Raw genomic sequence first — 26,381 nt, 5'->3', positions numbered from 1 at the left:
GCGGTTCTCCCGGAAGGATTCGGGCGATGGCTGGCAGGACGCGCCCCTCGGCCCCATCAACCTGAGATGAGAACAACATGAAGAAGAAGTCTCTGCTCCCCCTCGGCCTGGCCATCGGTCTCGCCTCTCTCGCTGCCAGCCCTCTGATCCAGGCCAGCACCTACACCCAGACCAAATACCCCATCGTGCTGGCCCACGGCATGCTCGGCTTCGACAACATCCTCGGGGTCGACTACTGGTTCGGCATTCCCAGCGCCTTGCGCCGTGACGGTGCCCAGGTCTACGTCACCGAAGTCAGCCAGTTGGACACCTCGGAAGTCCGCGGCGAGCAGTTGCTGCAACAGGTGGAGGAAATCGTCGCCCTCAGCGGCCAGCCCAAGGTCAACCTGATCGGCCACAGCCACGGCGGGCCGACCATCCGCTACGTCGCCGCCGTACGTCCCGACCTGATCGCTTCCGCCACCAGCGTCGGCGCCCCGCACAAGGGTTCGGACACCGCCGACTTCCTGCGCCAGATCCCACCGGGTTCGGCCGGCGAGGCAATCCTCTCCGGGCTGGTCAACAGCCTCGGCGCGCTGATCAGCTTCCTTTCCAGCGGCAGCACCGGTACGCAGAATTCACTGGGCTCGCTGGAGTCGCTGAACAGCGAGGGGGCCGCGCGCTTCAACGCCAAGTACCCGCAGGGCGTCCCCACCTCGGCCTGCGGCGAAGGCGCCTACAAGGTCAACGGCGTGAGCTATTACTCCTGGAGCGGTTCCTCGCCGCTGACCAACTTCCTCGATCCGAGCGACGCCTTCCTCGGCGCCTCGTCGCTGACCTTCAAGAACGGCACCGCCAACGACGGCCTGGTCGGCACCTGCAGTTCGCACCTGGGCATGGTGATCCGCGACAACTACCGGATGAACCACTTGGACGAGGTGAACCAGGTCTTCGGCCTCACCAGCCTGTTCGAGACCAGCCCGGTCAGCGTCTACCGCCAGCACGCCAACCGCCTGAAGAACGCCAGCCTGTAGGACCCCGGCCGGGGCCTCGGCCCCGGCCCTTTCCCGGAAGCCCCCTCGCGTGAAGAAAATCCTCCTGCTGATTCCACTGGCGTTCGCCGCCAGCCTGGCCTGGTTCGTCTGGCTGGAACCTTCCCCCGTCCCCGAGACGGCGCCCCCGGCCAGCCCGCAGGCGGGCGCAGACCGCGCCCCGCCAGCAGCCTCCGCGGGAGAAGCGGTGCCGGCCCCTCAGGTCATGCCGGCCAAGGTCGCGCCGCTGCCAACCTCCTTCAGGGGCACCAGCGTCGATGGCAGTTTCAGTGTCGACGCCAGCGGCAACCTGCTGATCACCCGCGACATCCGCAACCTGTTCGACTACTTCCTCAGCGCCGTCGGCGAAGAGCCCCTGCAGCAAAGCCTGGACCGCCTGCGCGCCTACATCGCCGCCGAACTCCAGGAGCCGGCGCGCGGCCAGGCGTTGGCGCTGATGCAGCAATACATCGACTACAAGAAGGAACTGGTGCTGCTCGAACGCGACCTGCCGCGCCTGGCCGACCTCGACGCCCTGCGCCAGCGGGAAGCCGCGGTGAAAGCCCTGCGCGCGCGGATCTTTAGCAACGAAGCGCACGTGGCGTTCTTCGCCGACGAGGAAACCTACAACCAGTTCACCCTGGAGCGCCTGGCGATCCGCCAGGATGGCAAGCTCAGCACCGAGGAAAAGGCCGCCGCCATCGACCGCCTGCGCGCCAGCCTGCCGGAAGACCAGCAGGAAAGCGTGCTGCCGCAACTGCAAAGCGAACTGCAGCAGCAGACCGCCGCCCTCCAGGCCGCTGGCGCCGGCCCGGAAGCCATCCGCCAGATGCGTCAGCAACTGGTGGGCGCCGAAGCCACCACCCGCCTGGAGCAACTCGATCGGCAACGCTCGGCCTGGAAGGGCCGGCTGGACGACTATTTCGCCGAGAAGAGCCGGATCGAAGGCAATGCCGGGCTGAGCGAAGCCGACCGCCGCGCGGCGGTCGAACGCCTGGCCGAGGAGCGCTTCAGCGAACAGGAACGCTTGCGCCTGGGCGCGCTGGAACAGATGCGCCAGGCCGAGCAGCGCTGACCGGCACGGAAACGCCGAGAACGCGGCGAAGGGCGCTTCGGCGGATAACGCTACCCTCAGGGGTGCAGCCCTGGCGTGGCCGGCGAGGCGGAAACCTGTGCTGCGCGCCGCAACGAAAAAGGGCGGCCACCCGAAGGTGTCCGCCCTTTTTCGTCGCCAGCCCGGTTCAGCGGGACAGCTTGCCGTCCAGCGAGAACTTGCCGGCGCCATCGATCAGCAGCGCCACGCTGATCATCAGCAGGGTCAGGGCATATTCATAGCCGTTGTCGGTGATGAAGAAGCCATTGCCGATGTGCACGCTGAAGATCGCCACGATCATGGTGAAGCCCACCACCACCGACGCCGGACGCACCAGCAGGCCGATCACCAGCGCCAGGCCGCCGAAGAACTCGGCGCTGCCGGCCAGGGTCGCCAGCAGGTAGCCAGGGGTCAGGCCGATGGATTCGAACCACTGCGCCATGCCGTTCAGGCCGGCGCCGCCGAACATGCCGAAGAGCTTTTGCGAACCGTGGGACATCAGGGTAAGACCGGTGACGATACGCAGGATGGCCAGGCCGGCACCGGCGTTGGTCGACAGGATGGTCTTGATCAGTGGATTCATGGTGCGTCCTCAGGTGTGGGATAAGATGGGCACACTATAGGCAAGATAATTCGATATTAAAACCGTAAAAAACGCGTTATCAATATCGAATTTATAGATTATTTTTGAGCCGTCGCCGTCTTCGCACGCACCCCGGGCTCCAGGCGAACCCGTTCGCGCTCATATGCAAGGTAGTACTTGTTGACGCTGCTGACATAACTCACCACACCCATGCCTATCTCTTCCGCAGCCACCCGCTCGACCTGGAAGAACCAGCGATTCGGATCGAGCCCCCGGCGACGCGCCTGGGTGCGCAGGTTCTGTACCCGCTCCGGGCCCATGTTGTAGGCCGCCAGGGTGAACGCCAGGCGCTCGCGTTCGTCGAGGTGCTTGCTGGAGAAGAACTGCTTGCGGATCTTGGTCAGGTAGCGACTGGCGGCCAGCACGTTGCTGTCCTTGTCGTGCACATTGCCGACCCCGACGCTGCGCGCCGCCGCCGGGGTGATCTGCATCAGCCCGCTGGCGCCGCCGGAACCGCGCGCCTTCGGGTTCAGATGCGACTCCTTGTAGGCCACCGCCGCCAGCGCCAGCCAGTCCATGCTGCTCTGCCGCGCGTAGCGCTGCAGCAGTGGACGGACCGCTTCCAGGCGCTTGCGGTCCGCCGCGCCGAGGGGGTTGCGGACCTTGTAGGCGCGCCGGTAGACGCGCTGGAAAGCCACGTCCTGGTCGGCCGGCGCGCGGTAGTCGGCGAGGAAGCGGTCGATGGTCGCGCGCAGGGTGCTGGCATCGCGGCGCACGTACCAGGCCATGTCGGCGCGATTGTCCAGCACCAGGTGGCGGTCGACGCGCAGCTTCGGCAGCACCTTGGCCCAGCGTTCGGCGATGGGCTGCTCGACCACGGTGAAGCCGAGGATGCCTGCCTGGACCATTTCCATCACATCCTCGACGGCCAGGGAAGCGTCCAGCTTTTCGATCCGGATCGGTGCCATGCGGCGTTGCGCCAGGCGCTGGTTGACCAGTTCGATGGCGCCCTCGGCGGCGCTGCCGGCCGGCAGCGGGATGGTCCGCCCGGACAACTGCTCCAGGCGCGTGTAGCGCCGGTTGCCCTTGCGCGCCACCAGCACCAGCGGCACATCGGCGCGCACCGGCGCGCTCGGGCTGACCTGCAGGCCGTCGTGCGCCGGCAGCAGTTCGCCGGGGCGACCAGGTCGCCTTCGCCACGCTGCAGGGCGGCAAGCAACTGGTCCTTGGGCTTGGGTATGAGCTTGAGGGTGAGGTTCCGCGCGGACGGCGAACGGCTGTTGAGGTATTGCTCGAAGGCGCGCAGGCGACGGTACTCGACGCCGATCGGCTCGCCCTTCACCTCGCCCGAGCTGTTGCGGCTCTGGTTGACCAGCACCTTGAGCACGCCAGCGCGGCGGATGCTCGCCAGGTCGCGGGTCTCCGGCTGTTCCCTGTGCCAGTTGTCCGGCTGGCCGGTGATGCGCGCAGCCGCCGGCAAGGGTGCGAGCACCAGCAGGCAAAGCGAAAGCAGCAACAGACGCGTCATCCAGGTCTCCAGAGGCCAGGCTCGATGTCCCTCTCCGGGGGACCGGATCAATCAGAGCATGGCAGTCTTGGCAAGTTCCTCTCCGACAGCGGCTGCAAACGGAGGCATTGGGTAGATAATCCGGGCGCCGAAGAACCCGATCTGCGATTATAACGGATTGTTCTACAAGCGGTTTGCCACCCATCCCCCGGCGGGTCCGGCGCGATCGAGGGGGCGCCGCCTCGCTGCGAATTCCAGGAAGGCACCATGCAACTCATCGATATCGGCGTCAATCTGACCCACGCCAGCTTCGCCCCGGAACGTGAAGCACTGCTCGCCCGCGCGCGCGCCGCCGGGGTGGTGCAGATGGTCATCACCGGCACCAGCCTGGCCGACAGCGAACAGGCGCTGCAGCTCTGCGGAGAACTCGACGAGGGCGGCCGGCTGTTTACCACCGCCGGCGTCCACCCCCACGAGGCCAGCCACTGGAACGCCGACACCGCTCGCGGCCTGCGCGCCCTGTTCGACGACCCGCGGGTACGCGCGGTGGGCGAATGCGGCCTCGACTTCAATCGCGACTTCTCTCCCCGTCCGGCCCAGGAAAAGGCCCTCGAGGAACAACTGGCACTGGCCGTCGAGCTACAGCGTCCGGTGTTCCTCCACGAACGCGACGCCAGCGAGCGCCTGCTGGCGATCCTGCGCGACTTCCGCGATCGCCTGCCGGCCGCCGTCGTACATTGTTTCACCGGCGAGCGCCGGGCGCTGTATGGCTACCTCGACCTCGACCTGCACATCGGCATCACCGGCTGGATCAACGACGAGCGCCGCGGCACCCACCTGCATGATCTGGTAGGCGAGATCCCGGTCGGCCGTCTCATGCTGGAAAGCGACGCGCCCTACCTGCTGCCGCGCAGCCTGCGGCCGAAGCCGAAGAACGGGCGCAACGAGCCGGCCTACCTGGTCGAGGTGCTCGACTGCGTGGCCCGCCATCGCGGCGAGAGCGCGGAGCGCCTGGCCGCTCACACCAGCGCCGCGGCGCGGGAGTTCTTCGGCCTGCCGACGATCGACTGAGATCGCCCTCAAGCTCCCGGCGGATCGGCCGCTAAGCTGACGAACGGTCTCGTTGACCCGCATCAACGATTGCCCCTTACTCAGCTTTCAAGATAATGGCGCCTTGCCATTAGCTTGCCGATAAGAAGAAATCCCCCTATGGGCACCTGGATCAGCGACATTCCACTGAAATACAAGTTCTGGGCCGTCAACGCGGTGGCCTTCTTCACCACCCTGCTGCTGGTGTTGTTCGCCATGCAGCAGGAAGCCGCCGGGCGCAACGCTTCCGCCCAGCGCGCCGCCGCCGCCGAGGGCGAGCTGGTTCAGAGCTGGCCAGCCGGCAGCGCCCTGCCCGCCCGCAGCAACCTGCTGCCGCTGGAACAGGCCGCGAGCCTGGGCGGCACCGCTGCCCAGGCGCTGGGCAAGGGGCAGGGTTGGATCGAGTTGTCCGGCGCGCGCCAGGGCGATACCCCGCTGCTCGGCGCCTGGGTCGGCCAGACCGGCTCCGGCCAGCGCTTCGCCGTGCTCGCCCCGGCCAGCGACCTGTGGCAGGTCTTCGCCGACCGGGCCGGCGCCTACGCCGTCGCCGTGCTGGTGCTGATGCTGGCGCTGCTGGCGGCCTCGCAACTGCTGATCCGCTTCATCCTCACCCACCTGCATACCCTCAAGGACGTGATGCTGCACGTCGAGAAGAGCGGCGACCTGTCCGCTCGCGTACCGCTGCAGGGACGCGACGAAGTCGGCCAGATGGCCAGTGCCTTCAACGCCATGCAGGCCGGCTACCAGCGCATCGTCGGCACCGTCGCCGCGGCCGCTACCAAGCTCGACGAAGGCGCCCAGGCGCTGGCCCGCAGCATGGGCCAGGTACGCCAGGGCATGCTCGGCCAGCAGAGCGAGACCGACCAGACCGCCACCGCGATCAACGAGATGTCCACCACGGTCTTCCATATCGCCCAGCACGCCGCCGACACCCGTGACCAGTCGCAGGAAGCCGACCGCCTGGCCGGCGCCGGCCAGCAGGCGGTGAGCCGGGTCAGCGCGTCGATCGCCGGGTTGTCCCAGGGCGTCCAGGACACCGCCGAGATGATCCAGAAGCTGGCCGAGGACAGCCAGAAGATCAGCGGCGTGGTCAACGTGATCCACGGCATCGCCGAACAGACCAACCTGCTTGCCCTCAACGCCGCCATCGAGGCCGCGCGGGCCGGGGAAATGGGCCGCGGCTTCGCGGTGGTGGCCGATGAGGTGCGCAACCTCGCCCGTCGCGTGCAGGACTCCACCGACGAGATCACCCAGATGATCCTCGCCCTGCAGTCGGGTACCCGCGACGCCGTGGAGTTCATGCAGGAAAGCTCGCTCAAGGCCGACGGTTGCGTCAGCCAGGCCGGCGACGCCGGCGAGGCGCTGGCGGCGATCGCCAACGCGGTGGCGCAGATGCGTGAAAGCAACACGCAGATCGCCGTCGCCGCGGAACAGCAGAGCCAGGTCGCGGAAGAGATGACCCGTTCGGTGGTGGGCATCCGCGACGTCACCGAACTCACCGTGCAGCAGACCGTCGAGTCGGCGGCCACCAGTCAGCAACTGGTCGACCTGGCGGGCGATCTGACCCGCGCCATCGGCCAGCTACGCCTCTGATCCGCAGGCGCACCTGCCTATCGCCCGGATAGGCAGGAATCATTCGCCGCGCTGCCGCACCCCGCCTAGACTCGACGACATGCAAGGATCCGCCCCGCGGGTCGCCGTCACGGAGTACCGAGAACATGGGCAAACGTCATCCCAACCTGCTCGCCTGGCAATGGCGCGGCTATGCCGCCAACCACCGCAACCCGACCAACCTGGTCCTGCACCTGATCGCCGTGCCGCTGTTCATCGTCGCTGCGATCCTGCTGCTCGGCGGCCTGTTCGGCCTGGACCTGCTGCAGGTGGTGCTCGGTGTCATCGGCATCGGCGCCGGCCTGGCGATCCAGGCCAAGGGACACGCGCTGGAGAAACAGGCACCCGAGCCATTCAGCGATCGGCGCGACGCTGTCAGTCGCCTGCTCGTCGAGCAGTTCGTCACCTTCCCCCGTTTCGTCCTCAGCGGCGCCTGGTGGCGGGCCTGGCGCGAACGGCATAAGTGACAGTTCGTCCGGGATTTTGCACAGCCCTTCAGTTTTAGCGCGACGCTGCCGATATGATCGACGGAATCCTGTCGTGGACCGACAACATGCCGTCAATGCGTCAATTAATCGTCTTTTTCTGTTGCCTGGGGCTGCCTCTTGCCCAGGCCGCGGAACCCGTGCCGCTGGGCGGACGTCCGATCGTCACCCTGCAGCGGTCCGGCGGCGCTCCCGTACGGCTGACCCTGTCCGACCTCGAAGCCCTGCCCAGCGAGACCCTGGAAGCCCAGCTCCCCGGCGAGGCCAACGCCCGCTGGCAAGGCGTGCGCCTCAGCCTGTTGCTGCGCCACCTGGACCTGGCGCCGCCCAAGCGCCTGCGCGTGCTGGCGCTGAACGACTACTCGGCGATCATCCCGTACAGCGACCTCGACAGCTACCAGCCCATCCTCGCCTATCGCCGCAACGGCGCCTACATGGCGATCCGCGAACGCGGACCGCTTTTCATCATCTACCCGATGGCCCGCTATCCTGAGTTGAGAAACCAGGTCTACTACAACCGTACCGTCTGGCAGGTCAGCTCCATCACTCTTGAGTAAGTAACGGACATGACTGTGCCGCTGCTCGATCCGACAAAGCTGCGCCGGCAACGCCAGATCATGGGGCTGTTGCTCGGCCTGGTGCTGCTCATGGCGCTGATCGCCGGGGCTGCGCTGTGGCTGGCGGTGCGCCAGGCCCAGCAACTGGCCCAGCCGAACCTGCACAACGAGCTGTGGCAGACCTACTCGCTGCGCGCCGAACTGGATCGCACGCTGGACGCCGCGCGGCACACCGAGAGCGGCGAAGGCCAAGCCGACGACCTGGCGATCCGTCTCGAAGTCCTCGCCAGCCTGATCGCGCCGCTGCGCCGCCAGTCGTTGTTCAGGCATCTCGCCGAACCGCGTCCGGAGGTACAGGCCACCCTGCAACGCCTGATCGAGCTCAGCGATCGCTGGTCGAACCAGGCCCCCTGGGGCGATCCCGTCGCCGCGCGCCGCCTGGCCGCGGAGATCGTCCAGCAGGTTCCGCCCTTGCTCGAACCGACCCACCAGATCGTCGTCGCCAGCAACATCGCCCTGACCAACCAGTTGGACGTCGACCGCAAGCGCCTGCACCGGGCGTTCTACGCGTTGTTCTGGGCCCTGCTCGGGATCGGTGCCGGCGGTGCCCTGCTGGTGCTGCGCCTGGTCACCGACTTCAAACGCGCACAGCAACTGGCCGGGCATCTGATCGAGCTTAACGCCACCCTGGAGAAACGCGTCGGCGAGCGCACCCGCCAGCTCAGCGAAGGCAAGGCGCTGCTGCATTTCATCCTCGAGGCCAGCCCGAGCGACGTGGTCCTGCTCAGCGCCTGCGGCGCCAGCATCCATTACGTCAGCCCACGCCTGCTCAAGCGCCTGGGTTGCCAGGCCCAGGACGACTTCAACCTGCCCCGGCTGTTCGCCAGCACCAGCGAATACAGCCGCCTGCAGAACGCCCTGGAGGCGCGCGGCCAGGTGGATGGCTGGGAAGCCCAGCTATGCGGGGAAACGCCTTGCTGGGCGGTGATCTGCGCGCGCCACCTGGAAATCGACGGCGAGCCGGCGACCCTGATCTGGTGCTACGACATCAGCCGGCGCAAGGCCATGGAGCAGGAACTGCGCCTGCTGGCCAGCACCGATACCCTGACCGGCCTGCACAACCGCCACTCGTTCCTGCACCAGGCGGAACTCATGCTCAAGGCCGCCGAACGCTTCCGCCACCCCTGCGTGGCGCTGATGCTGGACATCGACCACTTCAAGAACATCAACGACAGCCACGGCCACCTGACCGGCGACCGCGCCCTGCAACGTGTCGCCGAGACCCTGCGCCAGGGCCTGCGCGAGGTGGACCTGCTCGGTCGCCTGGGCGGCGAGGAATTCGCCGCGCTGCTTCCAGAGGTCAGCCTGGACCAGGCGCTGGACGTCGCCGAACGGCTGCGCGCCGGCGTCGAGGCGCTACGGGTGAGCAATCCCGACGGCGAACCGCTGCGGATGACCGTGAGCATCGGCGTCGCCCTGCGCAGGGACGCCGGGGACGACCTGGAAAGCCTGCTGGTGCGCGCCGACAGCGCGCTCTACCAGGCCAAGAGCGGCGGGCGCAACCGCACCGAGTACGCGCCCGCCTGACATGCGCCTCAGCCGAACACCGTGACCATCTGCCGGCTGATCGCCAGCAACTGGCCGTCGGCGCTCCACATCCGCGCCGCCACGTGGCCGTAGCCGTCGCGCGCCTCCTCGATCTCCGCCAGGTAACGGCACCAGTCGCCGCTGCCCTGCTGCGGCAGCGGCTGGAGGAACTCGGCGGTCCAGGTCAGCGAGCTGGCCATCGCCGGGGTGCCCAGGTGCGGCAACAGCGCCGGCGGCCAGGAGTCGAGCAGCGCCAGCAGGTGGGAAACCTCCATGGGCTCTCCCTCGGGTTCGTCGCGGAAACGCATCCAGCCGCCCATCTGGCGCGACTTGTTCGAAGAGAACGGCAGGCCGCCCACTGCCCAGCGCATGGCGATGTAGCGAGTGAACTCCGGGGTCACGTTACGGATATAGGGCAGCTCCTGGCTCTCTTCGGGGCCCTTCATCCCGGCCGCCGGCAACGCTTCCACCGCCACCGCCGACGCGCGGGCGACGCCGAAACTGGCCTGGACCAGCGTCACCACCTGCTCGCCCTGACGGACCTCGACCTGTACCTGGCTCACCGCCTTGCCCTCGCGCAACAACCGGGCGCTGAAGCTCGCCGGCTGCTCGGGGGCCAGCGGTCCGACGAAGCTGACGCCAATGGAGCGCAACGGACGCCCCGCCTCGACCACCGCAAGCATGGCCTCGTAGGCCAACGCCACCACCAGGCCACCGAAGGTGGCGCGGCCCTGGCCCCAACTGGCCGGTACTACCACCGAGGAAGGGTCGCGGCGGACCGCCTGGATCAATTCGGAAAAATTCATGTGTGCCTCGCGAGGGGATTCGAGGGCCCATCTTAGGCGAGGCGATCCTTGGGAAAAAGCCGATCGGAATACCGGCGGCCTCAGTGCCCGGCAAGCGCCTGCTGCAATGTCGACAGGGCCCGTCCGGCACGCTCCCGGGCCAGTTCGAAGCGTGCCGTCCAGACCTCGCGCACGGGCGCCAGGTCCGGCTCGCGCTGGCATCGCAACAGCCACTGTTCGAGGTCGTGCCAATCGCCCAGCGCCGACTGGGCCGCCTTGAGCGGCGCCAGCAGCGAGCCGGGAATGCTGCAATCGTGCGGATAGGCCTCCAGCCCGTAGCGCACGCGCTTGATCCGCAGCCGTAGCGGGTGCCAGTGCTCGTAGGTGGTGTCCGCCAGCTCGGCGCGCAGGGTCTTCCATTGCCGGCGCAGGCGCTTGCGCACCCGGCCGTGCAGGCCATCCAGCACGGCATGCCGCTGGGCCGTACGCAACAGGGCCGGCCAGACGTCCAGGCAAAGCTGCAGGCGGTGCAGCGGCTGGCTGGCGAGAACCGCCACGTAGCCGGACTCCAGCACCGGCCGGCGCACCGCCAGCGCATCCCGCAGCCCTTCGGCGGCGAGCGCCGGCAGCAGCACCTCCAGGTCGCGGATCGGCCCGCTGAGCCGCCCGACCTCGGCGGCGGCATGCTCCAGCTCCTCGACGCCGGGGACTCCGCGGATCGGCCGCAGCAGGCTGCGCAGACGGCGCAGGGCGATGCGCAGGTCGTGCAGTGCCTCGCCATCCGTGCGCGCCTCCAGGCGGGCGACCGCCGACATCAACGCCACCTGCTGGCCGATCACCTCGGCCAGCAGTTCATCGATGAACCCCGTCATGCCTGCTCCTCTCCCCGGCCATCCCGCGTGGGCGTGCGCACCAGGCGCCAGGGCAGCGCCCGGCGCAATGCGCGCAGACGCAACCCTGGATCATCGGCACCGCCGTGTCCATAGCGTTGCGCTTCGAACGCGCCGACGAAGGCCGCGATGGCTGGCGCCTGCGCCGGCAGGACGCGGGCGGCGCGCTCGCCGTAGGAGCGTAGCCCTTCGCCGGGGGAACGGCGCAGGCCATGCATCTCCAGCAGGCGTTCGAAGCGGCGCAGTTGGCGGCTGCGCAGATCGTCACGGCCTTGCCAGGGCTTGAGCAGGAACAGCGCGAGCAGACCGACCGACAATATCGCCGCGGCACCGAGCAACAGGCCCAGTCGGGTCGGATCGAGCCCGCCGAACCAGCGCTGCAGGAAGGCGCCCTGCTGCTCACCCTGGTAGGCCAGGACCCAGCGTTGCCAGCCGTAGTTCAGGCTGTCCCAGGCCAGACGCATGTCGTTGAGCCAGGGCAGGCCACGGTAGCGCAACGGCGACAGCGGCGCGTCGGCGAGGTACTCGCTGTCCCCGGCCAGGGCCTGCTCCAGCCCCTGTTCGATCCGTTCGGGCGCCACCTGGTAGGTCGGGTCGACGCTCAGCCAGCCCTGCTCCGGCTGCCAATACTCGACCCAGGCGTGGGCGTCAAACTGATGCACCAGCAGGTAGTTGCCCGCCGGATTCAGCTCGCCGCCCTGGTAACCGGCCACCACTCGCGCAGGAATGCCCGCGGCGCGCAGGACGAAAGCCATCGCCCCGGCGTAATGCGCGCAGAAGCCGCTGCGCGTGTCGAACAGGAAATCGTCCACCCCGTCGGCGCCGGTCGCTGGCGGTTTCAGGGTGTAGGCGAAGGGCTCGTGGTTGAAGCGCTGCAACAGGGCCGCGACCAGCGCCTGCGGTTGCGCATGGGCCTGGCGCAACTCGTCGGCCAGCGCTCGCGCGCGCGGATTGCCGTGCATCGGCAACTGCAGGTTGCGCCAGCGCGTGCGCGGATCGATGCTGGACTCGCGCAGCGCCTGTGGCCAGGAACTGACTCGGTAGAACAGACGTTGCTCGACCGGCTGCCGCCGCTGCAGGTGGAAATCGCTCATCAGGCGCGTGTCGGTCTGGTCGGTCTGCGCCACGTCGAGGGCGAACAGCCAGGGCTGCGAACTGGGCTGCATGATCACGTCGTAGCGCAGCTCGGGGCCACGCTTCTGCCAGTGCAGAGCATCCTCGCCCGGCCATTGCGGCGCCTGAGCCCAACGTCGTCCGTCGAAACGCTCCATGGTCAAGGCGCGCCAGTAGAGCTGCTCGCGCGGCGGCGGTGCGCCCTCGAAGCGGACCCGGAACGCCAGTTCGGCGGAGCGCCCAAGCTCGGCGATATCCCCTGGCGCCATGCTCTCCGAGAGTCCGGTGACCCCCTTGTTGCCGGGCATCGGCAACGACCACAGCGGCCCCAGGCGGGGGAAGAACAGGAACAGCAGGAGCATCAGCGGCAGCGCCTGCAGCAACAGCCCGCCGGCCAGCCGCAGGGTCGGCCAGGGCCGGCTGGCGAAAGCGCTCTGCTGCAAGCCGATCAGCGCCGCCAGCAACGCGGTCACCGGCAGCAGGCTGTACAGCGCGGCGAGGAAACCGTCGTCGAACAGGTAGCCCACCACCACTGCGAAGAAACCGAGGAACACCAGTACCAGCGCATCGCGGCGGGTCTTCATTTCCACCAGCTTGAGGATGAACGCGGCGATCAGCAGCACCGCCCCCGCGTCCAGGCCCACCAGGCTGCCGCGCGACAACCAGACCCCGGCCCCGGCGAGCAACGCCAGGGCCAGCTTGACCCAGGCGCGCGGATAGCCGGCACGCATGCGGAAGACCTGCACCCGCCAGGCCGCGCAACCGAGCCACATGGCCGCGATCCACAGCGGCATGTAGGCCAGGTGCGGCAGGATCACCAGTACCTGCGCCACCAGCAGCCAGACCAGCGCGACCCGCGGAATCGCGTTCATCGTGCCGCTCCGAACAGCGCCAGCGCGCGCAGACATGCCTCGCGCTGGGCCTCGCCGCTGGCCGGTTGCAGGCGCGTGCCGGGCAGCGCCAGGCCATAGGGCTGCTGCCGCTCGGAGAGTTCCAGGACTGCATGGCACAAGCGGCCCAGGCGACTTTCGAGGTCCCCGCCGAGGCGCTCGAATTCCAGCCACAGGTCTTCCCCGCCGAGCGCGGCGAAGTCCTTCACCAGCAGCCCCTGGCCACGGGAAAACGCCTTCCAGTGCAGGCGCCGCCGCGAGTCGCCAGGCTGGTAGGCGCGCAGTCCCTGGTAGTCGTCGACGCCCGCGCTCGCCAGCGCGCGCCCCTGGTCCTCGGCATCCTCCGCGCCCGGCCCGAGGAACGGCTCGCCGGCCAGCGGCCGAGGGTAGACCAGCGCCTGCTGGCGCAGGTCGACCCAGCTCCAGGCCACCAGCAGGCCGAGGGGAAAGCGACTCTCCACCCGCAGGCGCCCCGGCCGCAGCCAGCCGCGTCGCTCGGTCGGGTGGAACAGCAGCACCTCGGCAGCCGCGTCGCCTGCCAGGTCGGCGTATTCCAGCGGCCGCTCCGGCCAGCCGACGGCGATGGCCTGGCGCGCCCGCCGCGGGCTTTCCAGGCGCACCCGGAAACCGGCGCGCTCGCCGGCGAACACCGGGTCCGCTCCCAACGCGGTGAGGCGCAGGCCGGCAAGGTTGCGATAGGTATGGAGGATGGTCACCACGCCCAGGGACAGCAGCAGGAAGGTCAACCCGTAGGCCAGGCTGTTCTGGTAGTTGATCGCCGCCAGCAGCATCACCAGCAGCGCCAGGCCGAAAGCGCCGCCCTGGCGGGTCGGCAGGATGAATACGCGACGCTGGTTCAGCTCGACGCTGCTCGCCGGCGGTATCCGCCGGTTCAGCCAGCGCTGCCAGCGCGGCCAGTTGCGCAGGCGCATCAGAGCGCCGGGACTTCGCGCAACAGCCATTGCACCAGCGCGCCGCCACCGTGCCCGGTGGGGTCCGCCTGGTCGCGCAGGCGATGCCCGGCGACCGCCGGCAACACCGCCTGGACGTCTTCCGGAATCACATAGTCGCGTCCCGCCAGCAGCGCCCAGGCACGCGCCGCGGCGAGCAACGCCAGGCTACCGCGCGGCGACAGGCCGAGGGCGAAGGCCGGCTGCGTGCGGGTCGCTTCGACCAGGCGCAGCACGTAGTCCACCAGCGCATCGCTGGCGCGGACCTTCGGCACTTCGGCCTGGAAAGCGGCCAGCGCCGCGTGGTCGAGCAAGGGTTCCAGGCGCGGCAGCAGATCGCGCCGGGCTTCGCCGAGCAACAGCGAGCGCTCCGCCGCGCGTCCGGGGTAGCCCAGCGACAGGCGCATCAGGAAGCGATCCAGCTGCGATTCCGGCAGGGAGAAGGTGCCGCCCTGGCTGGCCGGGTTCTGCGTGGCGATGACGAAGAACGGTTCCGGCAAGGGCCGGGTGGCGCCCTCGATGGTCACCTGGCCTTCTTCCATCGCCTCGAGCAAGGCGCTCTGGCTTTTCGGCGTGGCGCGGTTGATCTCGTCGGCAAGCACCAGTTCGGCGAAGATCGGCCCGGGATGGAAGACGAATTGCCCGCTGTCCTTGTCGAACACCGAGGTACCGAGGATATCGCCCGGCAGCAGGTCCGAGGTGAACTGGATGCGCTGGAAACTGAGCCCGAGCACCCGCGCCAGGGCATGGCTGAGGGTGGTCTTGCCCATCCCCGGCAGGTCTTCGATCAACAGGTGCCCACGGGCCAGCAGGCAGGCCAGGGCCAGGCGCACCTGGCGGTCCTTGCCCAGGAGAATCTCATCGACCGCCTTCAGGCAGGCTTCCAGGGTGTTCAGCATCCCGACCTCGCGTTTCCGGGGAAAACAGCGATCCTACTGGCCTGGGGCCAGCCGGCAAGGCACTTGCAATTTTTCCTCACGAAACTGTGAAACCGTTGCCACCGGTACTTGCCGGAGTGCCCGCTACAAGCCTAGACGCTGGGGAGGGACAGGCGCGGATGATGCCTGCGCCAGTCCGGCTCGACACGGCGCGCGACGGTCGCCGACGGCAGGCGTGGGGGAAGCCGCCTCAGCCCAGTTCGGCGACGATCGCCGCCAGCGCCTTGGCCGGGTCGGCGGCCTGGCTGATCGGCCGGCCGATCACCAGGTAATCGGAGCCGGCGTCCAGGGCCTGGCGCGGGGTGAGGATGCGCCGCTGGTCGTCCTGGGCGCTGCCGGCCGGGCGGATGCCCGGCGTGACCAGTTGCAGGCCCGGATGGGCGGCCTTCAGCGCCGGCGCTTCCTGGGCCGAGCAGACCAGGCCGTCCATGCCGGCCTTCTGCGCCAGGGCGGCGAGGCGCAACACCTGCTCCTGGGGCTCGATGTCGAGGCCGATGCCCGCCAGGTCCTCGCGCTCCATGCTGGTCAGCACGGTCACGCCGATGAGCAACGGCCTGGGCCCGCTGAAGGCCTCCAGCGTCTCGCGGCAGGCGGCCATCATGCGCAGGCCGCCGGAGCAGTGCACGTTGACCATCCACACGCCCATCTCGGCGGCGGCCTTCACCGCCATCGCCGTGGTGTTCGGGATGTCGTGGAATTTCAGGTCGAGGAACACCTCGAAGCCCTTGCCACGCAAGGTCTCGACTATACCCGCGGCACAACTGGTGAAGAGTTCCTTGCCGACCTTCACCCGGCACAGTTTCGGGTCCAGCTGATCGGCCAGCGCCAGGGCGGCCTCACGGGTGGGGAAATCCAGGGCGACGATGATGGGGGACTGGCAGGCGGACATGGGCTCTCTCGCGGCGAATCGAAAACGGCGCGCATTGTCGCAGAATCCGGCCGTTTGCCGTAGCCCGGAACGCGCCGGGGAGATGAACGTCGTGGACTAGAGGCGGGCGCGGAGCAGTTGCTCCAGCCAGTCGACGAATGCCCTGACCCGCCGCGACAGATGCCGCCGGTGCGGATACAGGGCGTACGCCGGCATCGCTTCGGCCCGCCACTGCGGCAGCACCTCGCGCAGCTCGCCGCGTTGGAGGTGCTCGCGCACGTCGTAGGCAGGGATCTGGATCAGGCCCAGTCCGGACAGGCAGCAGGCGATGTAGCTTTCCGCGTTGTTCACCGTGACCCGGCTGCGCAACGCGCGGGTCAGGGTGCGCCCATCCTCGCGATACTCCCAGGGCAACACCCGGCCGCTGCTGGGCGAGGCATAGTTGACCGCCCAGTGCCGGTCGAGGTCGGCTGGCGTCCGTGGCTCGCCATGCTCTTCCAGGTAGGCGGGACTGGCGCAATTGATCAGTTGCATCTCGCCGAGGCGTCGCGCCACCAGGCTGCTGTTGCCCAACTGGCCGACCCGCAGGACGCAGTCGACGCCCTCCTGCACCAGGTCCACCGAACGGTCGCTGGAACCCAGTTCCAGTTCGATGTCCGGATGCTGGCGGAAGAATTCCGGCAGCGCCGGGGCGATCAGCAGTCGCGCCACCCGGCTCGGCACGTCGACCTTGAGCCGGCCGCTGGCGCGGCTGCCGTCGTGGAACAGGCTCTCCAGCTCCTCCATGTCTTCCAGCAGGTGGCGGCAACGCTCCAGCACCACGCTGCCGTCGTGGGTCAGCTGGACCTGCCGGGTGGTGCGATGCAGCAGCCGGCTGCCGAGTTGCGCTTCGAGCTGCTGGACCGCCGCCGAGACCGTCGCCCGCGGCATGTCCAGCAGGTCCGCGGCCTTGGTGAAGCTGCCGGTTTCGGCAACGCGCAGGAACACGCGCATGCTGTCCAGACGATCCATGGGCAGGCCCCTTCTCTCTATTCGGGATGGCTGGACAGTCTATCCATGCCACCTACGTTTATCCAAAGAACCCGGACCAATAGCCTGGAGTCCCTACTCTACTTCCTGGATCCGCAGATGCCCCATGCAGCGCTTTTGCTTCCTCCCAGCGCGTCCCCGCTGCCGGAAGTGGTCGGTTTCTGGCGCGATGCCGGCCCTACCCTCTGGTTCGCCAGGAACGCCGATTTCGACCGGCGCTTCCGCGAGCGCTTCGCCCACCTCTACGAGCTTGCCTGCGCCGACGCGCTGCGCCCGGCTGCCGATGAAGCCGAGGACCATCTCGGCCTGCTGTTGCTGCTCGACCAGTACCCGCGCAACGCCTTCCGTGGAACCCCGCGCATGTACGCCAGCGACGCCCAAGCGCGGCGCTGGGCGGAGCGGGCTCTGGGACAAGGCCTCGACCGCCAGGTCGGGGACGCGCTGCGGCTGTTCTTCTACCTGCCGTTCGCCCATGCCGAGAACCTTGCCGACCAGGATCGCTCGGTAGCGCTGAACCACGGACTCGGCCAGCCCTTCCTCGCCCACGCTCGTGAGCATCGCGAGATCATCCGCCGCTTCGGGCGCTTTCCCCATCGCAATCCGATCCTCGGTCGCCCGTCCAGCGCCGAGGAACTCGCCTTCCTCGCCGCCGGCGGCTTCGCCGGCTGAACCGGGGCTCAGCCGGCCCTCCCTAGATAGGCAGGTCGCGATCCAGCAAGCGGTCCAGCAACCAGTTGGCCGCCGGTCCCAACGGCCGCTGCCGCGACCAGACCACGTCCACCGCCTGGCTGCGCGGCCAGCCGGACACCGGCAACTCCTTCAGCCGTCCGTTGGCGTAGCCGCTGACCAGCCAGCGCGGCAGCTCGGCCCAACCGAAGCCGTGGGTGGCCATTTCCAGCAGCAACAGGTAGTTGGGCGCCGACCAGCAGCGCCCGCCGCTGGACGGCAGGCCGTCGTTGATCGCCGCGCCGGTCTCGCTATAGGTGTTCAGGCGCAGCAGACGCCATTCGGAAAGGTCACGCTCGCTGACCCGCTCCAGGCCCGCCAGCGGATGGTCGACGGCGGCGAACAGGCCGAACTCGGCACGCTCGGCGACCGCCGCCACGCCCAGCTCCGGCGGGTAGTGCGGCTGCGCGGCGAGCAGGCCGAGGGTGGCGCGGCCGCGGCTGACCTGGGCGATCACGTCCTGGTCCTCGGCGATCAGGCATTCGAACTCCAGCTCAGGGTAACGCTCGTCCAGTTCGGCCAGGCGCGCCTCGTAGCGCGCCGAATGGTAGGTGTCGGATAGCGCCAGGGTCACCCGTGGTTCCGAGCCGCCGGCGAGCAGCGCGGCGACCCGGCGCAGGCGGTCGGATGCGCCGAGGACCTCCTCGACCCGTCCCAGCAGGGTGCGCCCGGCCTCGGTCAGTTGCGGCTGGCGGCCACTGCGATCGAAGAGTTCCAGGCCGAGGTCGATCTCCAGCCGGGCAATGGCCTCGCTGACGGTCGACTGGCTCTTGCCCAGCTTGCGCGCGGCGGCGCTGAAGGAGCCGAGGGAAACGGCCTGGACGAAGGCCTCGAGGGATTCGGGCGACAAATGCATATCGGTTTTTCCGATGGTATCCAACTTAACCCTATCCCAAAGACCGATGACAATACAGCCCGACTTCAACGACGAACCGGGAGCGTTCGCCATGACCCACACCCACACCGCCCTCGACAAGACTCTCAAGGAGCGGATCTTCCACGCCCTGGCCTTCGAGGGCCTGGCCGTCCTCCTCACCGCGCCGGTGCTGTCGCTGGTGATGAACAAGCCCCTGGCGCACATGGGTGCGCTGACGCTGATGTTCTCCACCGTGGCGATGCTCTGGAACATGCTCTTCAACAGCCTCTTCGACCGCGCCCAGCGGCGCATGGGCTTCCAGCGCACCCTGCAGGTCCGGGTGCTGCATGCGATGCTTTTCGAGCTGGGTCTGATCGTGGTGCTGGTACCGCTGGCCGCCTGGTGGCTGTCGATCGGACTGGTCGAGGCGTTCCTCCTCGACATGGGCCTGATCCTGTTCTTCCTGCCCTACACCATGGCCTTCAACTGGAGCTACGACGTCCTCCGCGCACGCCTGGTGGAAAGCCGCCAGGCCAAGGCCGCCGGTTGCGACGCCGGCTAGGCCGGCGTTCAGGCCGTCAGCCGCTCGCGCAGGCGGCCGAGCATGCCGAGCAGGCTGCCGACCCGTTCCTTCTCGCGCTCGTCGCGCGGCACCTCGGCCAGCCGGTCGACCTCCGGCAGGCTTCGCCCGCGCCACAGCAAGGCCTGCTCGGCGGCCGCCTTCAGGCCTTTCTCGAACAATCCCCTGCGGATCGGCTTGGGCAGGTAGCGGAATATCTGCGCCTGGTTGATCAGTTCGAGCAGGGCCTGGGTGTCGCGGAACGGCGTAACCACCAGGCTGAGCAGGCGCGGATGGGCCTGGGCCAGGGATTTCAGCAGCGGCGCGGTATGCTCCCCGGCCAGCTTCAGGTCGCTGACCAGCACCTCCACCGGTTCGGTGTTCAGCCACACCAGCGCCTCGGCCAGGTTGCGCGCGCGCAGCAGGCGATGCCCGCCGGCATGGCAGAAGGCCCCGACGCAGTCCAGGGTTTCCGGGTCGTCGTCGAGCAGCAGCACGCTCAGCGGCGCCGCCAGCGTGGCCGCGGGCGGCGCCGGCAGGCCCTGGCGGCTGGCGATCTCCGCCGCCTGGCGCAGGGTGAAGGCCATTTCCTGGGGATTCCAGGGCTTGGTCAGGTAGCGGAAGATGCCACCGTCGTTGAGCGCGTCGACGGCGGCATCGAGGTCGGAATAGCCGGTGAGGAGAATCCGCAGGGTCTCCGGATAGCGCTCGCGAGCCTGCGCCAGCAGTTCGGCGCCGCTCATCTGCGGCATGCGCTGGTCGCTGACCAGCACCTGTATCCGTTCCGTCTTCAGGCGCTCCAGGGCGCGCCGCGGGTCGCTCTCGGTGAGCACCTCGTAATGGCGGCGGAACTGCATGGCCAGGCTGCGCAGGATGCGCTCCTCGTCATCGACGAAGAGAATGCGGACGGGAGATGGGCTCATGTCAGGCGCTCCGTTTCAGTTCGCGGGCCTGCTCTCGCGGCAGGCTGATGAGGAAGCGGGTTCCGCGGCCCGGTTCGGAGGCCACGCGGATGGTCCCGCCATGTTGCTGGATGATCTTGTAGCTGATCGACAGGCCGAGCCCGGTGCCCTGCCCCACCGGCTTGGTGGTGAAGAACGGGTCGAAGATCCGGCCGAGGACCTCGGCGGGCATGCCCTTGCCGTTGTCCTGCACGGAGAGGAACACCTGGCGCTCGTCGGCCCAGCTCTTCAGCAGGATGCGGCCGAAACGCTCCATGGCCTGCGCGGCGTTGGTCAGCAGGTTCAGCAGCACCTGGTTGATCTGCGACGGCGCGCAGGCGATAAGCGGCAGCTCGCCGAGCTGGCTGCTGATCTCGGCCTTGTCCTTGATGGCGGTGCGGGCGATCAGCACGGCGTTGCGCACGCAGTCGTTGAGGTCGACCTCCTCGCTGAAGGCGCGGTCCAGGCGGGCGAAGTCCTTGAGCCCGGAAACCAGCTCGCCGATCTGGCCGAGGCCGTAGCGGGTATCGACGAACAATTGCCGCAGGTCCTCGCGCAACTGTTCGACGGCGGCTTCGCGGCGCACCGCGTCGGCCGCCTGCAGCGCCTGCGCCAGGCGCGCTTCGTCGCACTGCGGGTCGCCCAGGCAGTCGACCAGCGCCGCCTGGGCATCGGCCAGGCGCAACAAGGGATCGCTCAGCTCCTCCAGCAGCGCCAGGTTGTTGCCGACGTAGCCGAGCGGCGTGTTCAGCTCGTGTGCGACCCCGGCCACCATCTGCCCGAGCGAAGCCATCTTTTCCGACTGCACCAGTTGCGCCTGGGACTCCTTGAGGTCCACCAGCGCTTTGCGCAGCACCCGGTTGCGCTGGGCGATGCGCGCCTCCATGGCCTTCAGCAGGTCGAGTACGGTGCCCAGGCCACGGTAGCGGCCCTCTTCGTCGACCAGGGCGAAGTCCTCGGTGATCGGATACTGCAGGCGACCGGTGACCTGCTGCGCCGCCTCCTCCAGGCTGGCGCCGAGGGAGACGCTGAGGGGCGCCCGGTTCATGACGTCGCGCACCGGATGGCGGCCCCAGAGGTCGCGGCCGAAACGCTGCATGAAGATGTCCTGGAGGGTGTAGCGGCTGACTAGGCCGAGGACCCGGCGCTCGTCGTCGACCACCGGCAGCGAGAGGAAGGCACGGTGCTCCGGCATCAGCAGGCGGTCGGCGACGTCGCTGATGCTCATCGCCGGAGTCAGGGGTTCCACCGGGCGCAACAGACGGGACAACGCGCTCGGAGACATCGGCAACCTCTCGCTGGCAGGCCCGGACGGGGCAATGAAGGGATACCCGCCAGTTAAGCAATCTCAGATTGCCAACATGTGACAGGCATCACGCCGGCCAGGCTCAGCGTTTTCTCCGCCCGCAACTTCCGAGCGCCGCCGGGAGTCTCAACCACAGGGCCTCGCGCCGGAGCGTTGTCTGACAGAAAGGCAAACCCGGCGTATGGTGAACATTCATATCGATGAGGGAGAACAACATGCCCTGGTACGCCTGGTTGATCATCGTCCTCGCCCTGGGCTCCATCGTCGGCGGACTCCTGCTGCTACGCGACTCGGCGAAGAAGCTGCCGTTGAGCGAGGAACAGCTCAAACGCATCCATGAACGCAACGCCGAGCTGGACGCGCAGGAGGCGAAGGACCGCTGAACCTATTGGCCTGCCGGCGGGTCACTAGGTCTCGTAGGAAAACCCCGGCGGGCGAAAAACCGGCGAGGCGAAGGCTCGCGGGGCGGAGTCATGCGGGCCGCGCGTGGTTTTTCCTGCGCAACCTGGGGTTCGTTCCCCGTGTGTTTCCCTCTGGCAGAAGGTTCGTTCCTTGCGCTTTTCCCATCCGCGGGTCGAAATGCCTTTAGAATCCCTCCTTTAAACGGGAGGCTGCATGCTCGGGCGTCTGATACCGCTTCTACCCATTCTGTTCCTGCTCGGGGGCTTCTTCACCGGGCACATCGCGCTGCTGACGGCGGTCATCGTCCTGCTCTACATCATCTGGGTGACCTACGCCGAGCGCTGGCTGCCGACCCTGCTCTGGTGGCCGGTGAGCCTCGCCGCCAGCGCCCTGATCGCCATCCACTACCTGCCCGGCTTCATTCCCCTGCGCCTGTTCCCCTGGGACCTTGCCAGCGCCAGCCCGCCGATCCAGATGATCTGGCTGCCCTGGGACAAGGCCCTGGTCGCCCTTACCCTGCTCGCCTGGTGGCTACGCCGGCCGAAGCAGCCGCTGGTGTCGCTGGATATCACCGCGCTGGCCTTCTGCCTGACCTTCTTCGTGGTGCCGCTGCTGTCGATCATGACCAATGCCGCGAGCTGGCAGCCGAAGTGGCCGGATGCCTTCTGGTGGTGGCTGGTACTGAACGTCGGGGTGGTCTCGCTGGCCGAGGAGGCGTTCTTCCGCGGCCTGCTGCAAAGCCAGTTGATCCGCTGGTTCGGCGCCTGGCCGGGAATCATCGTCGCGACCCTCGCCTACGCCGCGCTGCACCTGCTGGTGAACCCGGTGTACGCGCTGCTGGCCGGGATCGCCGGGCTGGGCTACGGCATGGTCCTGCACTTCAGCGGGCGGCTGTCCCTGGCGGTGCTGCTGCACGCCTCGATCAACACCCTGCACTTCCTCCTGCTGAGCTACCCGTTCCGCCTGATCTCCGAGTGATCAGGCGTCCTTGATCACCAGCGCCAGGGCCTCCTCGGCGAGCTGATCGAGACTCATCGGTCCTTCCGGACGGAACCAGGTGGTGGTCCAGGACAGCGCGCCGGTGAGGAAGCGCCGCAGGATGAACGGATCGCCCTGGCAGTAGCCGGCCAGCCGCGCCTCCCCCAGCACGTCCAGCCACATCTGCTCGTAGATGTCGCGCAGGCCGAGGATGTACGCCTGGCCTTCGGCGGACAGCGAGCGCCACTCGTAGACCAGCACCGCCATCGCCTCGCCGGTACCGCCCATGATCGATTGCAGCTCGCAGCGGATCAGTCCCAGCACCCGCTCGCGCAGGTCCTCGGCGTCGGCCAGGGCGGCGCGCATCAGGGCGGTGTTGTAGAGGATGGTCTCTTCCATCACCGAGCGCAGGATCTCGTCCTTGCTCTTGAAGTGATGGAAGATGCTGCCCGACTGGATGCCCACCGCGCTGGCCAGGTCGCGCACCGTGGTGCGTTCGTAGCCTTTGCTGCGGAACAGGTGGGCGGCGGTCTGCAGCAGCTTGCCGCGGGCGCTTTCCGGATCGGTGAGCTGTCCGGTAGCCACCAGCTCCAGCATCACTTCCCGGGCTTTCTGATCGTCCAACGCTGAGTACCCCTTTTCCGGATCGTCGGCGGCTCGGTGCCGCTCATCCGCGCGCCCGGCCGCTCCGTATTTGCCGACCGGCCTCGGGATTGCCCCGCAAGTGCTTGTCGGCATTCATGAAATGTATGCCTGCGAAGACGACCGAGCAAGCGCTTGGGTAACAGCCGAGAACGGATTTGTTTCTGCCCCCTTCTCAACCAAGCGCTTGCTTGGTAATGTCGCCCCACACTTCCGCCGTCACGGGTCAAGAACAATGCAAAAGACCGTACGCATCGGCTGCGCCTCGGCCTTCTGGGGCGACACCTGCACCGCGGCCGCCCAGTTGGTGCGCGGCGCGCCGCTGGACTACCTGGTGTTCGACTACCTGGCCGAGATCACCATGTCGATCATGGCCGGCGCCCGCCTGAAACAGCCGGACGCCGGCTACGCCACCGACTTCGTCGAGGTCCTCGCACCACTGCTGGGCGAGATCGCCGAGAAGAAGATCCGCGTCATCAGCAACGCTGGCGGGATCAATCCGCAGGCCTGTGCCGCCGCCCTCGCCGCGGCCTGCGAGAAGGCCGGGGTGCAGCTGAAGATCGCCGTGCTCCATGGCGACAACCTGCAAGCGCGCCAGGCCGAACTGGCCAAGGCCGGCATCCGCGAGATGTTCAGCGACGCGCCTTTCCCACCGATGTGCGTCTCGCTCAACGCCTACCTCGGCGCGCCGGGCATCGTCGAGGCCCTGCGCCTGGGCGCGGATATCGTGATCACCGGCCGGGTGGTCGACAGCGCGGTGGTCAGCGCCGCCCTGGTGCACGAGTTCGGCTGGGCCTGGGACGACTACGACCGACTGGCCCAGGCAGCCCTCGCCGGGCACATCGTCGAATGCGGCGCGCAATGCACCGGCGGCAATTTCACCGACTGGGAGCAGGTGCCGGACTATGAGCACATCGGTTTCCCCATCGTCGAGGTCGAGGCCGACGGGCGCTTCGTGGTGACCAAGGCGCCCGGCACCGGTGGCCTGGTCAGCGAACTGAGCGTCGGCGAACAGATGCTCTACGAGATCGGCGACCCACGCGCCTACCTGCTGCCCGACGTGGTCTGCGACTTCACCGAGGTGCGCCTGCGCCAGGTCGGACCCGACCGGGTCGCGGTGGAAGGCGCGCGCGGCCTGCCGCCCACCGACCGGTACAAGGTCAGCGCCACCTATCCGGACGGTTTCCGCTGCACCGCCAGTTGCCTGATCGCCGGCATCGATGCGCTGAAGAAGGCCGAGCGGGTCAGCCAGGCGATCATCGCCAGGACCGAGGAAATCTTCGCCGAGCGCGGCTGGGAGCCCTACCGCGAGGTCAATGTCGAACTGCTCGGCAGCGAAGCCACCTATGGTCCCCATGGGCGACGGCAGGACAGCCGCGAAGTGGTGGTCAAGCTGGCCGTCCGGCATCCGCGCAAGGAAGCCCTGGTGCTGTTCTCCCGCGAGATCGCCCAGGCCGCCACCGGGATGGCGCCCGGCCTGACCGGCATCGTCGGCGGCCGGCCGACGGTGTATCCGGTGATCCGCCTGTTCTCTTTCCTGATCGACAAGGCGCAATGCGCGTTGAGCGTAGAGATCGACGGCCAGCGCCATCCGCTGGAACTGCCGGTCCTCGAAGCCTTCGACCCGGCACGATTGGCCGAGGCGCGCCAGCCGCCACGCCCGGAGCAGCCCGCCAGCGCCAGCGTGCCGCTGGTGAAGCTAGCGGTGGCGCGCTCCGGCGACAAAGGCAACCACAGCAACATCGGGGTCATGGCGCGGCGCCCGGAGTACCTGCCGTGGATCGCCGAGGCGCTGGAGGAAGGCGCGGTGGTGGACTGGATGCAGCATGTGCTCGACCCGCAGACCGGCCGGGTCGGCCGCTGGTACCTGCCGGGCAGCCACAGCCTGAACTTCCTGCTGGAGAACGCCCTCGGCGGCGGCGGCGTCGCCAGCCTGCGCATCGACCCGCAGGGCAAGGCCTTTGCCCAGCAGTTGCTGGAGTTCCCGGTGGCGGTGCCGCAGGCGCTCGCCGACGCGCTGGAAACGCAAGGCAGATAACCACAACCAGGAACGGCGAATGCGGCGTTCCGCTGCCCCTCTACGGGATTCATCGGAGTCACCAGAACAATGAGCTACGACTCGATCTTCCGACCTGGCCTGTTCGACGGCCAGACCATCATCGTCACCGGCGGCGGCAGCGGCATCGGCCGCTGCACCGCCCACGAGCTGGCGGCCCTCGGCGCCCACGTGGTGCTGGTCGGACGCAAGGCGGAAAAGCTGGAGAAGACCGCCGGCGAGATCGTCGAGGACGGCGGCAGCGTCAGTTGGCACGCCTGCGACATCCGCGAGGAGGAAGCGGTGAAGACGCTGGTGGCGAATATCCTGGCCGAACGCGGGACCATCCATCACCTCGTCAACAACGCCGGCGGCCAGTATCCCTCGCCCCTCGCCTCGATCAGCCAGAAGGGCTTCGAGACCGTGCTCCGCACCAACCTGGTCGGCGGCTTCCTGGTCGCCCGCGAAGTGTTCAACCAGTCGATGAGCAAGACCGGCGGCAGCATCGTCAACATGCTCGCCGACATGTGGGGCGGCATGCCCGGCATGGGTCACTCCGGCGCCGCACGCTCGGGCATGGAGAATTTCACCAGGACCGCCGCCGTCGAGTGGGGCCATGCCGGCGTGCGGGTCAACGCGGTGGCGCCGGGCTGGATCGCGTCCAGCGGCATGGATACCTACGAAGGCGCGTTCAAGGCGGTGATCCCGACCCTGCGCGAGCACGTGCCGCTCAAGCGCATCGGCAGCGAGTCGGAAGTCGCCGCCGCCATCGTCTTCCTGCTCTCCCCCGGCGCCGCCTTCGTCAGCGGCAACACGATCCGCATCGACGGCGCCGCCAGCCAGGGCAGCCGCGCCTTCCCGCTATTCAAGGGCAAGCCGGGACAGAGCCGCGCGTATAACGGCTTCCACCGCGCCTACCTGCCCGACGTACTGAAGGACCAGGAGGACTGA

The 26,381-nt window shown here is 68.2% G+C and carries 25 protein-coding genes and 1 pseudogene; 13 read left to right on the top strand and 13 right to left on the bottom strand.

Features of this window, described 5'->3' with window-relative positions:
- Nucleotides 1-77 precede the first annotated feature (77 nt).
- Together lipA and LE197_RS04300 are read left to right on the top strand one after the other, a co-directional pair.
- Nucleotides 78-1,013: a triacylglycerol lipase gene (gene lipA / locus LE197_RS04305; RefSeq protein ID WP_003143713.1), complete on the top strand. Its 936-nt coding sequence runs from the start codon at nucleotides 78-80 to the stop codon at nucleotides 1,011-1,013.
- Nucleotides 1,014-1,062: 49 nt separating this feature from the next.
- Complete coding sequence (locus tag LE197_RS04300; protein ID WP_023089273.1) at nucleotides 1,063-2,085, top strand: lipase secretion chaperone; 1,023 nt, start codon at nucleotides 1,063-1,065, stop codon at nucleotides 2,083-2,085.
- A 166-nt stretch (nucleotides 2,086-2,251) separates the two neighbouring features.
- On the opposite strand, the gene LE197_RS04295 is transcribed toward LE197_RS04300, so the two are convergent.
- Nucleotides 2,252-2,686, bottom strand: coding sequence for a DoxX family protein (locus LE197_RS04295; protein ID WP_003090958.1), 435 nt, complete (start codon nucleotides 2,684-2,686; stop codon nucleotides 2,252-2,254).
- A gap of 98 nt (nucleotides 2,687-2,784) precedes the next feature.
- Nucleotides 2,785-4,214: pseudogene (locus tag LE197_RS04290) on the bottom strand (transglycosylase SLT domain-containing protein).
- A gap of 246 nt (nucleotides 4,215-4,460) precedes the next feature.
- On the opposite strand from LE197_RS04290, the gene LE197_RS04285 reads away from it, so the two are divergent.
- The 5 genes from LE197_RS04285 (at nucleotide 4,461) to LE197_RS04265 (ending at nucleotide 9,522) form a co-directional block, all read left to right on the top strand.
- Complete coding sequence (locus LE197_RS04285; protein WP_003160580.1) at nucleotides 4,461-5,264, top strand: TatD family hydrolase; 804 nt, start codon at nucleotides 4,461-4,463, stop codon at nucleotides 5,262-5,264.
- A gap of 138 nt (nucleotides 5,265-5,402) precedes the next feature.
- Nucleotides 5,403-6,875 (top strand): methyl-accepting chemotaxis protein, encoded by a 1,473-nt coding sequence (locus LE197_RS04280; protein ID WP_003110283.1) that lies wholly within the window; start codon nucleotides 5,403-5,405, stop codon nucleotides 6,873-6,875.
- Nucleotides 6,876-7,000: 125 nt separating this feature from the next.
- Nucleotides 7,001-7,360 carry an Mpo1-like protein gene (locus LE197_RS04275; RefSeq protein WP_003110282.1) on the top strand — a complete coding sequence of 120 codons (360 nt, stop codon included), beginning with the start codon at nucleotides 7,001-7,003 and terminating at the stop codon, nucleotides 7,358-7,360.
- An 86-nt stretch (nucleotides 7,361-7,446) separates the two neighbouring features.
- Entirely contained in the window at nucleotides 7,447-7,935 is a 489-nt protein-coding gene (locus LE197_RS04270) for a molybdopterin-dependent oxidoreductase (RefSeq protein ID WP_023085373.1), read from the top strand.
- A gap of 9 nt (nucleotides 7,936-7,944) precedes the next feature.
- Entirely contained in the window at nucleotides 7,945-9,522 is a 1,578-nt protein-coding gene (locus tag LE197_RS04265; RefSeq protein ID WP_003101679.1) for a sensor domain-containing diguanylate cyclase, read from the top strand.
- Between the two features lie 8 nt (nucleotides 9,523-9,530).
- Here LE197_RS04265 and LE197_RS04260 read toward each other — a convergent pair whose 3' ends face one another.
- The 7 genes from LE197_RS04260 to LE197_RS04230 form a co-directional block, all read right to left on the bottom strand.
- Nucleotides 9,531-10,328 carry an acyl-CoA thioesterase gene (locus tag LE197_RS04260; RefSeq protein WP_003090970.1) on the bottom strand — a complete coding sequence of 266 codons (798 nt, stop codon included), beginning with the start codon at nucleotides 10,326-10,328 and terminating at the stop codon, nucleotides 9,531-9,533.
- Between the two features lie 80 nt (nucleotides 10,329-10,408).
- A complete protein-coding gene (locus LE197_RS04255; RefSeq protein WP_003114744.1) occupies nucleotides 10,409-11,179 on the bottom strand; it encodes a CHAD domain-containing protein in 771 nt (256 codons plus the stop codon).
- Nucleotides 11,176-13,182: a protein-glutamine gamma-glutamyltransferase TgpA gene (gene tgpA / locus LE197_RS04250; protein ID WP_003122520.1), complete on the bottom strand. Its 2,007-nt coding sequence runs from the start codon at nucleotides 13,180-13,182 to the stop codon at nucleotides 11,176-11,178. Before tgpA ends, LE197_RS04255 begins: the two co-directional genes overlap by 4 nt.
- Entirely contained in the window at nucleotides 13,179-14,132 is a 954-nt protein-coding gene (locus tag LE197_RS04245; RefSeq protein WP_023464894.1) for a DUF58 domain-containing protein, read from the bottom strand. The genes tgpA and LE197_RS04245 overlap by 4 nt, the downstream gene beginning before the upstream one ends.
- The gene (locus LE197_RS04240; protein WP_003090974.1) at nucleotides 14,132-15,049 is read right to left on the bottom strand and encodes an AAA family ATPase; all 918 of its coding nucleotides are present in this window, start codon (nucleotides 15,047-15,049) and stop codon (nucleotides 14,132-14,134) included. Before LE197_RS04240 ends, LE197_RS04245 begins: the two co-directional genes overlap by 1 nt.
- A 229-nt stretch (nucleotides 15,050-15,278) precedes the next feature.
- Nucleotides 15,279-15,977: an orotidine-5'-phosphate decarboxylase gene (gene pyrF, locus LE197_RS04235; protein WP_003090975.1), complete on the bottom strand. Its 699-nt coding sequence runs from the start codon at nucleotides 15,975-15,977 to the stop codon at nucleotides 15,279-15,281.
- Nucleotides 15,978-16,073: 96 nt separating this feature from the next.
- Nucleotides 16,074-16,967: a LysR family transcriptional regulator gene (locus LE197_RS04230; RefSeq protein WP_003101696.1), complete on the bottom strand. Its 894-nt coding sequence runs from the start codon at nucleotides 16,965-16,967 to the stop codon at nucleotides 16,074-16,076.
- 45 nt (nucleotides 16,968-17,012) lie between these two features.
- Between LE197_RS04230 and LE197_RS04225 the strand changes: the two genes are divergently transcribed.
- Complete coding sequence (locus tag LE197_RS04225; protein WP_003122518.1) at nucleotides 17,013-17,654, top strand: DUF924 family protein; 642 nt, start codon at nucleotides 17,013-17,015, stop codon at nucleotides 17,652-17,654.
- A gap of 22 nt (nucleotides 17,655-17,676) precedes the next feature.
- Here LE197_RS04225 and LE197_RS04220 read toward each other — a convergent pair whose 3' ends face one another.
- The gene (locus LE197_RS04220; RefSeq protein WP_003090978.1) at nucleotides 17,677-18,567 is read right to left on the bottom strand and encodes a LysR family transcriptional regulator; all 891 of its coding nucleotides are present in this window, start codon (nucleotides 18,565-18,567) and stop codon (nucleotides 17,677-17,679) included.
- Between the two features lie 91 nt (nucleotides 18,568-18,658).
- Here LE197_RS04220 and LE197_RS04215 point away from each other — a divergent pair, with 91 nt between their 5' ends.
- A complete protein-coding gene (locus tag LE197_RS04215) occupies nucleotides 18,659-19,129 on the top strand; it encodes a multidrug/biocide efflux PACE transporter (RefSeq protein ID WP_003101714.1) in 471 nt (156 codons plus the stop codon).
- An 8-nt stretch (nucleotides 19,130-19,137) separates the two neighbouring features.
- Here LE197_RS04215 and LE197_RS04210 read toward each other — a convergent pair whose 3' ends face one another.
- Both LE197_RS04210 and LE197_RS04205 read right to left on the bottom strand, forming a co-directional pair.
- On the bottom strand, nucleotides 19,138-20,049 hold the full coding sequence (locus LE197_RS04210; RefSeq protein WP_003090981.1) for a response regulator: 912 nt from the start codon (nucleotides 20,047-20,049) through the stop codon (nucleotides 19,138-19,140).
- Between the two features lies 1 nt (nucleotide 20,050).
- The gene (locus LE197_RS04205; protein WP_003160587.1) at nucleotides 20,051-21,352 is read right to left on the bottom strand and encodes a sensor histidine kinase; all 1,302 of its coding nucleotides are present in this window, start codon (nucleotides 21,350-21,352) and stop codon (nucleotides 20,051-20,053) included.
- Nucleotides 21,353-21,588: 236 nt separating this feature from the next.
- Here LE197_RS04205 and LE197_RS04200 point away from each other — a divergent pair, with 236 nt between their 5' ends.
- Nucleotides 21,589-21,756: a DUF2897 family protein gene (locus LE197_RS04200; RefSeq protein ID WP_003090984.1), complete on the top strand. Its 168-nt coding sequence runs from the start codon at nucleotides 21,589-21,591 to the stop codon at nucleotides 21,754-21,756.
- 232 nt (nucleotides 21,757-21,988) lie between these two features.
- Nucleotides 21,989-22,753, top strand: a complete 765-nt coding sequence (locus LE197_RS04195; RefSeq protein ID WP_003090986.1) for a CPBP family intramembrane glutamic endopeptidase — start codon at nucleotides 21,989-21,991, stop codon at nucleotides 22,751-22,753.
- On the opposite strand, the gene atuR is transcribed toward LE197_RS04195, so the two are convergent.
- Nucleotides 22,754-23,377: an atu genes transcriptional repressor AtuR gene (gene atuR / locus LE197_RS04190; RefSeq protein WP_003117641.1), complete on the bottom strand. Its 624-nt coding sequence runs from the start codon at nucleotides 23,375-23,377 to the stop codon at nucleotides 22,754-22,756. It abuts the gene before it with no gap.
- 253 nt (nucleotides 23,378-23,630) lie between these two features.
- Between atuR and LE197_RS04185 the strand changes: the two genes are divergently transcribed.
- Nucleotides 23,631-25,433: an acyclic terpene utilization AtuA family protein gene (locus LE197_RS04185; RefSeq protein WP_003130781.1), complete on the top strand. Its 1,803-nt coding sequence runs from the start codon at nucleotides 23,631-23,633 to the stop codon at nucleotides 25,431-25,433.
- 69 nt (nucleotides 25,434-25,502) lie between these two features.
- Complete coding sequence (locus LE197_RS04180; RefSeq protein WP_003090991.1) at nucleotides 25,503-26,381, top strand: SDR family oxidoreductase; 879 nt, start codon at nucleotides 25,503-25,505, stop codon at nucleotides 26,379-26,381.

The sequence above is a fragment of the Pseudomonas sp. PS1(2021) genome (genome assembly GCF_020405165.1).
Lineage (GTDB): Bacteria > Pseudomonadota > Gammaproteobacteria > Pseudomonadales > Pseudomonadaceae > Pseudomonas > Pseudomonas aeruginosa.
The sequence above is the reverse complement of the archived record's forward strand: the minus strand, read 5'-3'. Positions and strand labels throughout refer to the sequence as shown.

What these genes read in the sequence shown, in the direction of transcription:
- LE197_RS04185 (WP_003130781.1), top strand. Translation starts at nt 23,631, where the DNA reads ATGCAAAAGACCGTACGCATCGGCTGCGCCTCGGCCTTCTGGGGCGAC.
- LE197_RS04210 (WP_003090981.1), bottom strand. Translation starts at nt 20,049, where the DNA reads ATGAGCCCATCTCCCGTCCGCATTCTCTTCGTCGATGACGAGGAGCGC.
- LE197_RS04245 (WP_023464894.1), bottom strand. Translation starts at nt 14,132, where the DNA reads ATGCGCCTGCGCAACTGGCCGCGCTGGCAGCGCTGGCTGAACCGGCGG.
- tgpA (WP_003122520.1), bottom strand. Translation starts at nt 13,182, where the DNA reads ATGAACGCGATTCCGCGGGTCGCGCTGGTCTGGCTGCTGGTGGCGCAG.
- LE197_RS04195 (WP_003090986.1), top strand. Translation starts at nt 21,989, where the DNA reads ATGCTCGGGCGTCTGATACCGCTTCTACCCATTCTGTTCCTGCTCGGG.
- LE197_RS04265 (WP_003101679.1), top strand. Translation starts at nt 7,945, where the DNA reads ATGACTGTGCCGCTGCTCGATCCGACAAAGCTGCGCCGGCAACGCCAG.
- LE197_RS04240 (WP_003090974.1), bottom strand. Translation starts at nt 15,049, where the DNA reads ATGCTGAACACCCTGGAAGCCTGCCTGAAGGCGGTCGATGAGATTCTC.
- LE197_RS04260 (WP_003090970.1), bottom strand. Translation starts at nt 10,328, where the DNA reads ATGAATTTTTCCGAATTGATCCAGGCGGTCCGCCGCGACCCTTCCTCG.
- LE197_RS04180 (WP_003090991.1), top strand. Translation starts at nt 25,503, where the DNA reads ATGAGCTACGACTCGATCTTCCGACCTGGCCTGTTCGACGGCCAGACC.
- LE197_RS04205 (WP_003160587.1), bottom strand. Translation starts at nt 21,352, where the DNA reads ATGTCTCCGAGCGCGTTGTCCCGTCTGTTGCGCCCGGTGGAACCCCTG.
- LE197_RS04275 (WP_003110282.1), top strand. Translation starts at nt 7,001, where the DNA reads ATGGGCAAACGTCATCCCAACCTGCTCGCCTGGCAATGGCGCGGCTAT.
- LE197_RS04225 (WP_003122518.1), top strand. Translation starts at nt 17,013, where the DNA reads ATGCCACCTACGTTTATCCAAAGAACCCGGACCAATAGCCTGGAGTCC.
- LE197_RS04220 (WP_003090978.1), bottom strand. Translation starts at nt 18,567, where the DNA reads ATGCATTTGTCGCCCGAATCCCTCGAGGCCTTCGTCCAGGCCGTTTCC.
- LE197_RS04270 (WP_023085373.1), top strand. Translation starts at nt 7,447, where the DNA reads ATGCCGTCAATGCGTCAATTAATCGTCTTTTTCTGTTGCCTGGGGCTG.
- LE197_RS04295 (WP_003090958.1), bottom strand. Translation starts at nt 2,686, where the DNA reads ATGAATCCACTGATCAAGACCATCCTGTCGACCAACGCCGGTGCCGGC.
- LE197_RS04255 (WP_003114744.1), bottom strand. Translation starts at nt 11,179, where the DNA reads ATGACGGGGTTCATCGATGAACTGCTGGCCGAGGTGATCGGCCAGCAG.
- lipA (WP_003143713.1), top strand. Translation starts at nt 78, where the DNA reads ATGAAGAAGAAGTCTCTGCTCCCCCTCGGCCTGGCCATCGGTCTCGCC.
- pyrF (WP_003090975.1), bottom strand. Translation starts at nt 15,977, where the DNA reads ATGTCCGCCTGCCAGTCCCCCATCATCGTCGCCCTGGATTTCCCCACC.
- LE197_RS04230 (WP_003101696.1), bottom strand. Translation starts at nt 16,967, where the DNA reads ATGGATCGTCTGGACAGCATGCGCGTGTTCCTGCGCGTTGCCGAAACC.
- LE197_RS04215 (WP_003101714.1), top strand. Translation starts at nt 18,659, where the DNA reads ATGACCCACACCCACACCGCCCTCGACAAGACTCTCAAGGAGCGGATC.
- LE197_RS04280 (WP_003110283.1), top strand. Translation starts at nt 5,403, where the DNA reads ATGGGCACCTGGATCAGCGACATTCCACTGAAATACAAGTTCTGGGCC.
- LE197_RS04285 (WP_003160580.1), top strand. Translation starts at nt 4,461, where the DNA reads ATGCAACTCATCGATATCGGCGTCAATCTGACCCACGCCAGCTTCGCC.
- LE197_RS04200 (WP_003090984.1), top strand. Translation starts at nt 21,589, where the DNA reads ATGCCCTGGTACGCCTGGTTGATCATCGTCCTCGCCCTGGGCTCCATC.